At 71.0% G+C, this 8,563-nt stretch carries 10 protein-coding genes; 9 read left to right on the forward strand and 1 reads right to left on the reverse strand.

Features of this window, described 5'->3' with window-relative positions; genetic code table 11:
• On the reverse strand, window positions 1–1,018 hold a 1,018-nt coding region (gene thiO / locus Q664_RS13915), incomplete at its 3' end, for a glycine oxidase ThiO (protein WP_043394574.1).
• Window positions 1,019–1,321: 303 nt separating this feature from the next.
• Here thiO and hisG point away from each other — a divergent pair.
• The 9 genes from hisG to hisIE are packed head-to-tail and all read left to right on the forward strand — an operon-like array spanning window position 1,322 to window position 8,510.
• Complete coding sequence (gene hisG, locus Q664_RS13920) at window positions 1,322–2,176, forward strand: ATP phosphoribosyltransferase (RefSeq protein WP_043394577.1); 855 nt, start codon at window positions 1,322–1,324, stop codon at window positions 2,174–2,176.
• Window positions 2,173–3,474, forward strand: a complete 1,302-nt coding sequence (hisD, locus tag Q664_RS13925) for a histidinol dehydrogenase (protein WP_043394579.1) — start codon at window positions 2,173–2,175, stop codon at window positions 3,472–3,474. The genes hisG and hisD overlap by 4 nt, the downstream gene beginning before the upstream one ends.
• On the forward strand, window positions 3,471–4,508 hold the full coding sequence (locus Q664_RS13930) for a pyridoxal phosphate-dependent aminotransferase (RefSeq protein WP_200883697.1): 1,038 nt from the start codon (window positions 3,471–3,473) through the stop codon (window positions 4,506–4,508). Before hisD ends, Q664_RS13930 begins: the two co-directional genes overlap by 4 nt.
• Window positions 4,505–5,098 carry an imidazole glycerol phosphate synthase subunit HisH gene (hisH, locus tag Q664_RS13935; protein WP_043394581.1) on the forward strand — a complete coding sequence of 198 codons (594 nt, stop codon included), beginning with the start codon at window positions 4,505–4,507 and terminating at the stop codon, window positions 5,096–5,098. The genes Q664_RS13930 and hisH overlap by 4 nt, the downstream gene beginning before the upstream one ends.
• The gene (locus Q664_RS13940; RefSeq protein WP_043394583.1) at window positions 5,095–5,808 is read left to right on the forward strand and encodes a 1-(5-phosphoribosyl)-5-[(5-phosphoribosylamino)methylideneamino]imidazole-4-carboxamide isomerase; all 714 of its coding nucleotides are present in this window, start codon (window positions 5,095–5,097) and stop codon (window positions 5,806–5,808) included. Before hisH ends, Q664_RS13940 begins: the two co-directional genes overlap by 4 nt.
• Window positions 5,805–6,341 carry an imidazoleglycerol-phosphate dehydratase gene (locus tag Q664_RS13945; protein ID WP_043394586.1) on the forward strand — a complete coding sequence of 179 codons (537 nt, stop codon included), beginning with the start codon at window positions 5,805–5,807 and terminating at the stop codon, window positions 6,339–6,341. Before Q664_RS13940 ends, Q664_RS13945 begins: the two co-directional genes overlap by 4 nt.
• Before the next feature lies 1 nt (window position 6,342).
• Entirely contained in the window at window positions 6,343–7,101 is a 759-nt protein-coding gene (gene hisF / locus Q664_RS13950; RefSeq protein WP_043394588.1) for an imidazole glycerol phosphate synthase subunit HisF, read from the forward strand.
• Window positions 7,102–7,875, forward strand: coding sequence for a histidinol-phosphatase (gene hisN, locus Q664_RS13955; RefSeq protein WP_043394590.1), 774 nt, complete (start codon window positions 7,102–7,104; stop codon window positions 7,873–7,875).
• On the forward strand, window positions 7,875–8,510 hold the full coding sequence (gene hisIE / locus Q664_RS13960; protein WP_200883698.1) for a bifunctional phosphoribosyl-AMP cyclohydrolase/phosphoribosyl-ATP diphosphatase HisIE: 636 nt from the start codon (window positions 7,875–7,877) through the stop codon (window positions 8,508–8,510). Before hisN ends, hisIE begins: the two co-directional genes overlap by 1 nt.
• Window positions 8,511–8,563 lie beyond the last annotated feature (53 nt).

Below are 8,563 nucleotides of genomic sequence, written 5' to 3' on the forward strand. Positions count from 1 at the left end.
GGGGGGCCAGGAGGATGCCGTTGCGGAAGTGGCCGGTGGCCAGGAAGAGGCCGGGCAGGGGTCCGGCCCCCAGGATGGGTAGGTGATCGTCGGTGTAGGGCCTCAGGCCCGCCCAGGTCTCCTGCACCGGGGCCGAGCCCAGCGCCGGGCACAACTCCATGGCCAGGGAGAGGATGCGGTGCAGCCCCTCGGCGGTGACGTTCTTCTCGAAGCCCGTGAATTCGAGGGTGCTGCCGGCGAGGATCCGGCCATCCGACCGGGGGATGAGGTAGCCCTTGTCGGAGAAGACGACGTGGGAGAAGAGCGGCAGCCGGGTCTGCAACTGAACCATCTGCCCCCGGGCCGGGCGCACCATACGGGGATCCACCGACACGCCCTGTACCAGGCCGGACCAGGAGCCGGCGGCGATGACCACGGCGTCCGCGCGCAGGGTCTCCCCGTCCAGGTCCACCCCCACCACGCGGCCCTGCTCCTCCACCACGCCGCGCACGTAGCCGGTCCGGAAGGTGGCACCCACCTTCGCGGCGGCCATGGTGAGGGCCCGCGTGAGCAGCCGGTTGTCCACCTGATGGTCGTCCGGGTACCGGGCGGCGGCCACCACCTGGGGAGACAGCTGGGGCTCCAGGGCGCGCACCTCGCCCGGGCCGAGCAGCTCCGCGCGCAGGTCCAGCGCACGCTGCCAGCCCACGGTGGCCTCCAGGCGATGGGCGCCGGCCTCGTCGAAGGCCAGGTGCAGCAGGCCGCTGGGCAGGTAGTTCACGTTGACGCCCGTGAGGGCCAACAGCTCCTCGGCGAAGTCCGGGTACAGGGCCCGGCTGCGCAGGCACAGCTCGAGGAAGGGCCCGGGGCCCTCGGACTCCATCTGGGGCGCGAGGATGCCACCCGCCGCGCTGGAGGCCTCCGCCCCGGGGATGGCGCGCTCCAGCACCGTCACCCGGGCGCCCGCCTGGCGCAGTCTCAGGGCGATGCCACAGCCCATCACCCCTCCACCCACGATGATCACGCTGGTGTCACGCATCGCGCCGCTTGTGCTCGCTCGAGGAGGGGTTTGCAAGCGGGGTTTTCCAGCTTTGTGAGAAGGCCGGGTTGACGAAACGGGGGGTTCTCCATTACTTAAGAGTCCCGTGCGTTTCGCGTCCAACCACCATCACCATGCGCATCATCATCGGCCCCTCGACGGGACCGCTCGCCGTGCGCATGCCTGGGTTGAAGCGTAGAAGACGCCCCCCGATGCATCCGCCGCAGTGAACGGAAGCCCGTCCCACCCAGGACGGGCTTTTTTCGTTTCCGCGCTCGTCCTCCCACCCCTCAGGTACCCACGATGCTGAAGATCGCCCTGCCCAACAAAGGCCGTCTGTCCGAAGAGGTTCGCGAGCTGTTCAACGATGCCGGCCTGGAAGTGAAGGTCCGCGGAGAGAGAGCCCTCACCGCGTCGCTCGGCGGCGAGTTCGAGGCCATTTTCGTCCGCGCCCAGGACATCCCCGAGTTCGTCGCCGATGGCGCGGCGGACGCGGGCGTCACCGGGTGGGACCTGGTGTGTGAGTCCGGCCGCGAGCTGGAGCTGCTGATGGACCTGGAGTTCGGCCGGTGCCGGCTGGTGGTGGCCGCCCGCGAGGAGAGCGGCATCCAGAAGCTCGAGGACATCCAGAATGGGGTGCGGGTGGCGTCGTCCTTCACGCGGCTGACGCAGGAGTTCTTCGTGAAGCGCGGGCAGAACGTGACGGTGGTGCCGGTGTCGGGCGCCACGGAGATCGCCCCGCACCTGGGCATCGCGGACATCATCGTGGACCTGACGTCCACGGGCTCGACGCTGAAGATGAACGGCCTGCGCGAGGTGGGGACCGTCGTCCAGTCGAGCGCGCGGCTGATCGCCCGGAAGAACCACTCGCCCGAGGCGGCGGCGAAGCTGGAGGAGCTGCGGCAGGCGCTGAGCTCGGTGCTGGCGGCCCGGGGCAAGCGCTACCTGATGGCCAACGTGCCGCGCCGCGTGCTGCCCAACGTGCGCGAGGTGTTGCCGGGCCTCAACGGCCCCACCGTGGTGGACGTGCAGGGCGGGGACTTCGTGGCCGTGCACGCCGTGGTGCCCGCCAAGAGCATCTACCGCACCATCGCCGCCCTGAAGACCCTGGGCTGCGAGGGCATCCTCGTCACCCGCATCGAGAGGCTGATGCCGTGAACCCCTCCCTCATCAAGTACAGGGGACGGCTCGCCGCGTTGTCTCCCGAGGCGCGCCGCCGCCTGTTGGATCGCACGGGCACTTCGGATGCCCGCGTCGCGCAGCGCACCGCGGACATCATCGCCCGCGTGCGCCGGAACGGAGACAGGGCGCTGCGTGAGATGGCGCGTGAGTTCGATCGCGCGGAGTTGCAGTCCCTGGAAGTGCCGCGCTCCGTGTGCGAGGAGGCGCTGGCCTCGCTGGAGCCGAAGCTGAAGGACGCGCTGGCCCGCGCGGCGCGCAACATCGCCAAGGCACACGCGGCGCAGAAGCCCCAGGCCACCGAGGTGGAGACGGAGCCGGGCATCATCGTGGGCCGCCGGCCGGATCCGCTCGGGCGCGTGGGGGTGTACGCGCCGGGTGGCCGCGCCGTGTACCCGAGCAGCGTGCTGATGGGCGTGGTGCCCGCGAAGGTGGCCGGGGTGGGCGAGGTCATCGTCTGCTCGCCGCCGGGCCCGGATGGGAAGCCCTCGGCGGGCGTGCTGGCGGCGGCGGCGCTGGCCGGCGCGGATCGCGTCTTCGCCCTCGGTGGGGCGGGCGCGGTGGCGGCCCTGGCCTACGGCACCGAGAGCGTGCCCCGGGTGGACCGGATCGTCGGCCCCGGCAATGCGTACGTGGCCGCGGCCAAGTTGCAGGTGGTGGAGGCGGTGGCCATCGACGCGCCAGCCGGCCCGAGTGAGATCCTCGTGGTGGCGGACGGCTCGGCGGACCCGGAGGCGGTGGCGCGCGAGATGCTGGCCCAGGCCGAGCACGATCCGGATGCCTGCTGCGTCACGGTGACGGTGGGCGATGTGCTGGCCAAGGCGGTGGCCTCGGCGGTGGAGCGGGCGGCGGCCCGGGCGAAGCGCCAGGAGATCGTCACCCAGGCCCTGAGCGAGCGCGGCGCGGTGCTGAGCGTGGACTCGCTGGAGGAGGCCTGGCCCTTCGTGGCCGAGTTCGCTCCCGAGCACTTGCTCATCGCCACCACGTCGCCCCAGGCGGATCTGCCCAAGGCGCGCAACGCGGGCACGGTGTTCGTGGGCCAGTACGCCTCGGTGGCCTACGGCGACTACATGACGGGCGCCAACCACGTGCTGCCCACCGCGGGCCTGGCCCGGGCGTACTCGGGGTTGAGCGTGCTCGACTTCTACCGGTGGACCACCTGGCAGCGCGTCACGCGCGACGCGGCGGCCCGGCTCGCCGACGACGTGGGCCTGCTGGCCGACAGCGAGGGCCTCTTCGCCCACGCCGACGCCGCTCGCGGCTGGAGGAAGTCATGAGCCTGCCCTCGCGCGCCTCCTACCGGGACATCCCGCTGTACTCGCCCTCCAAGGTGAAGTGCGGTGTGGACCTGAGCGACAACACCAACCTCTTCGGCATGCCCCCGGCCGCCGAGCGCATCCTGCGCGAGACGGTGGCCTCCCAGGTGAGCCGCTACCCCGTGGGCTACGCGCCGGAGCTCAAGCAGGCCGTGGCCCGCTACACGGGCGTGGACCCCTCGCGCGTCACCACCGGATGCGGCTCGGACGACGTCATCGACAGCACCCTGCGCGCCTTCCTGGAGCCGGGTGAGGTCATCGCCTTCCCGGACCCCACCTTCGTGATGATGTCCTACTTCGCGAAGGTGAACGGCCTGCGCGCCGCGGCGGTGCCGCTCAAGGCGGATCTCGACATCGACGTGGACGGGCTGCTCGCCACGGGGGCGAAGCTCCTCTACGTGTGCTCGCCCAACAATCCCACGGGCACGGTGGCCTCGCGGGCCGCGCTGGAGCGGTTGATCGATCACGCGCCCGGCATCGTCCTGCTCGACGAGGCCTACGCCGAGTTCGCCCGTGAGAGCCACCTGGACCTGGCCTCTCGGCCCAACGTGCTGGTGACGCGCACGCTGTCCAAGGCCTTCGGGCTGGCGGGCCTGCGGGTGGGCTACGCGGTGGGAAACCCCACGCTGATCAACGAGGTGGAGAAGGCCCGGGGCCCCTATAAGGTGACGGGCCTGTCCGAGCGCATCGCCACCGCGGTGCTGTCCGAGGACGTGCCGTGGATGAAGGCCCGGGCCGGGGAGGCGCTGGCCATCCGCGCCCGGCTGGTGGACGAGCTCGGGAAGCTGGGGCTGAAGACGCTGCCCTCCGAGGCCAACTTCGTGATGGTGCCGCTGCCCGGCGCCCCCACGGTGGCCGAGCGGATGCGGCAGCGGGACGTGAACGTTCGTGCATTCCAGGGACTGAAGGGCATCGGGGACGCGCTGCGCATCGGCTGCGCCCCGTGGAACCAGATCGAGGCGGCGCTCGGCGCGCTGCGGGAGACGCTGCGGTGAGAGTGACACTATTCGACTACGGAGCGGGCAACCTGCACTCGCTGGCCAAGGCGCTCGCCACGGCGCCGGGCGTGGAGGTGCGGGTGCAGGAGGATCCGAGCCGGGCGCTCGACACGGACGTGCTGGTGCTGCCGGGCGTGGGGGCCTTCGGCGCGGCGGCGGCGCGGCTGGAGCCGGGGCGCGACAAGATGCGGCAGGCCCTGGAGGACGGCCTGCCGTGTCTGGGCATCTGTCTGGGCATGCAGCTCATGTTCGACACCAGTGACGAGGGCGGGGGCTGGGGCCTGGGCTTCTTCCGCGGCCAGGTGACGAAGCTGCGCTCGCGGCGCGTGCCCCACATCGGGTGGAACTCGGTGGAGGAGGACACCGCCCTGAAGAGCGCGAAGCTGGGCAGCGTCTACTACGCGCACAGCTTCGTCTGCCGCGCCGAGGAGCCTGGCGTGGTGGTGGGCTGGACGACGCACGAGGAGGACCGCTTCCCCGCGGCGGTGCGGCGCGGGAAGGTGCTCGGCGTGCAGTTCCACCCGGAGAAGAGCTCGGCGGCCGGCGTGCGCTTCGTGCAGGCCTTCCTCGAGGAGGTGCGGACATGATCGCCATTCCCGCCATCGACCTGCGCGAGGGCGCCTGCGTGCAACTGGTGGGCGGCTCCTACGCCGACGAGCGCGTGCGGGTGAAGGATCCGCTGGATGCTCTGAAGCGCTGGCGCTCGTTCGGCTTCAAGACCTTCCACGTGGTGGACCTGGACGCCGCGCTCGGCAAGGGCTCCAACGAGGGCCCCATCGGGAAGCTGCTGACCCATGAGCCGGGCCTCACCTTCTCGGTGGGCGGCGGCGTGCGGAGCACGGCCAAGGCGGAGGCGGTGCTCGCGCTGGGCGCCTCCTACGTGGTGGTGGGCACCAAGGCCATCGAGGACCCGGCGTGGCTGGGCGAGCTGGCTGGACGTTTCCCGGGCCGGGTGGTGGTGGCCGCGGACGTGAAGGGCCGCGAGGTGGTGACGCGCGGCTGGACGTCGGGCAGCGCCCTGGACATCGCGGACGTGCTGCGGACGCTGGAGCCCCTGCCCCTGGGTGGCCTGCTGGTGACGGCGGTGCACAAGGAAGGGCAGATGGAGGGCGTGGACCTGCCGCTCATGGAGGAGGTGGCCCGGGCGGGCCGGCATCCGCTGTTCGCCTCGGGTGGCGTGACGACGGTGGAGGATCTGCGGGCCCTCGGGCGCGTGGGGGCCTTCGGGGCCGTCATCGGCATGGCGCTGTACACAGGCAGGTTGGACGCCACCGAGGTGGCACGGGAGTTCGCATGACCACCATCGTTCGCGAGACGAAGGAGACGAAGGTCACCGTGGAGATCGCCCTGGGCAAGGGGGTCGCCAAGGTGGACACGGGGCTGCCCTTCTTCGATCACATGCTGTCCACGTTCGCGCGCTACGCGGGCCTGGACCTGACGCTGCACGCCCGCGGCGACCTGCGGCACCACCTCATGGAGGACGTGGCCATCACCCTGGGCACGGCGGTGAACAAGGTGATTCCCGCCACGGCGGCCCGCTACGGCGAGCGCACCATCCCCATGGACGACGCGCTGGTGCAGGCCTGCATCGACGTGGCCGGGCGCTTCTATTACCGGGGCCCTCTGCGCAACAAGCTGTACGAGCACGTCATGCGCTCGTTCTGTGAGCACGCCAGGGTGACACTGCACCTGCGGATTCTTCGCGGCAAGGACAGCCACCACGTGACGGAGGCGGCCTTCAAGGCGCTCGGCATGGCGCTGCGGGACGCGATGGTGGACTCGGGCGTGGTGTTCAGCACGAAGGGCGCGGTCGCCCTGGAGGTGAAGTGAGATGCTCACGCGACGGCTGATCGTCTGTCTGGATGTGAAGGGTGGGCGCGTGGTGAAGGGCGTCCAGTTCGAGGGCCTCCGGGACGTGGGAGATCCCGTGGAGCTGGCCATGCGCTACGAGGAGGCGGGCGCCGATGAGGTGACGTTCCTCGACATCTCCGCGAGCAACGAGGAGCGCGGCACGCTGTGGGACCTGGTGCACCGCACGGCGGAGCGGCTGTTCATCCCGCTCACGGTGGGCGGTGGCGTGCGCACGGTGGATGACGTGGGCCGGGCGCTGCGGGCGGGCGCGGACAAGGTGAGCCTCAACTCGGCGGCGGTGGCCCGTCCCGAGGTGCTCACCGAGTGCGCCGAGCGTTTCGGCGCCCAGTGCGTGGTGGCGAGCATCGACGCGAAGCGGGATGGAGACCGGTGGCGCGTGTACACCCACGGCGGCAAGAAGGCCACGGATCTGGACGCGGTGACGTGGGCGCGCGAGTGCGTGAAACGTGGGGCAGGTGAAATCCTGCTCACGAGCATTGATCGGGACGGGGCCCGTTCGGGGTATGACCTGGAGCTGACGCGGACGATCGCCGAGCAGGTGGACGTTCCGGTCATCGCCTCGGGTGGTGCGGGCAACGCGGAGCATGTCCGGGCCGCGTTGCAGGAGGGGAAGGCGGAGGCGGCGCTGGTGGCGGGAATCCTCCACGACGGCGTCACCACTGTCGGGGCGATCAAGGCGCTGCTCCAGAAGAGCGGCCTCGGGATCAGGAGCCTCTGAATGGATGCGCAGACGTTGTTGCAGGCGGCGGAGGAAGTGGCTCGCAAGTCGGGTGACGTGGCCCTGGGTTACTTCCGCCAGGGCGTCACGGTGGACACCAAGGGCGACGGCACGCCGGTGACGGTGGCGGACCAGACCGCCGAGAAGACGGCGCGCGAGTGGATCGAAGCCCGTTTCCCCGAGGACGGCATCCTCGGGGAGGAGTTCGGCGAGACACGCGCCGGGGCGAAGCGCCGGTGGATTTTGGACCCCATCGACGGGACGAAGACGTTCATCCGGGGCGTGCCGCTGTGGGGCACGCTGGTGGCGGTGGCGGAGGGCGAGAAGATCCTCGCGGGTGCGGCGTACTTCCCGCCGGTGGGGGAGATGCTGGTGGCGGCACCGGGGCAGGGGTGCTGGTGGAATGGGAAGCGGACGCGGGTGTCGGCGGAGGCGGACCTGTCCAAGGCGCTGGTGCTGTCCACGGACGAGCGCTTCCTGGTGCACCCGGAGCGCGGGGCGAAGTGGCGGACGCTGACGGCGAAGGCGGCCGTGGCCCGCACCTGGGGTGACTGCTACGGCTACCTGCTGCTGGCCACGGGGCGGGCGGAGGTGATGGTGGACGAGCTGCTGTCTCCCTGGGACGCGGCGGCCCTGCAGCCCATCGTCGAGGAAGCGGGCGGAGTGTTCACGGACTGGACGGGGGCGAGGACCTCGTTCGGCGGCAATGGAATCGCGACGAACGCGGCGCTCGCGGAACAGGTGCGCGAGCTGCTGGGCGCCAAGAGGGCATGATGCTGGACTTGTCGAAGCTGGATTTCACCAAGGGCAACGGGCTGGTGACGGTGGTGACGCAGGACGCGCACTCGGGCGACCTGCTGATGGTGGCGCACGCGGACCGCGAGGCGTTGGAGAAGACGCTGGAGACGGGCGAGATGTACTACCGCTCGCGCACGCGGGGCCTGTGGCACAAGGGTGGCACGAGCGGGAACGTGCAGCGCGTGGTGTCCCTGACGGCGGACTGCGACGGGGACGCGGTGCTGGCGCGTGTGACGAAGGCGGGCCCGGCGTGCCACACCGGGGCGGAGACCTGCTTCGACACCGGTCCGGTGGATGCGCTCGTCGAGCTGGATCGGACCATCACCCAGCGCGCGGCGAAGGCGCCGGAGCCGGGAGAGAAGCCGAGCTACACGCGGCGGCTCCTGGACGATCGCAACTTGCGCCTGAAGAAGATCGGCGAGGAGGGGGCGGAGCTGGTGACGGCGTGCGCGGATGGGGACAAGGAGCGCGCGACGGAGGAGGCGGCGGACGTGCTCTACCACGTGCTGGTGGCGGTGCGGCCGCTGGGCATCACGTTGGATGACGTGAAGGCGGTGCTCGCGCGCCGGGCGGGAAGAACTCCCTCTCCCTCTGGGCGAGGGCAGGGGTGAGGGTCGTCTCCAAATCCCCTCTCCCCCGGACGAGGGACGGGGTGGAGGGTGCC

Origin of the sequence: Archangium violaceum Cb vi76 (genome assembly GCF_000733295.1) — a bacterium.
Classification (GTDB): domain Bacteria; phylum Myxococcota; class Myxococcia; order Myxococcales; family Myxococcaceae; genus Archangium; species Archangium violaceum.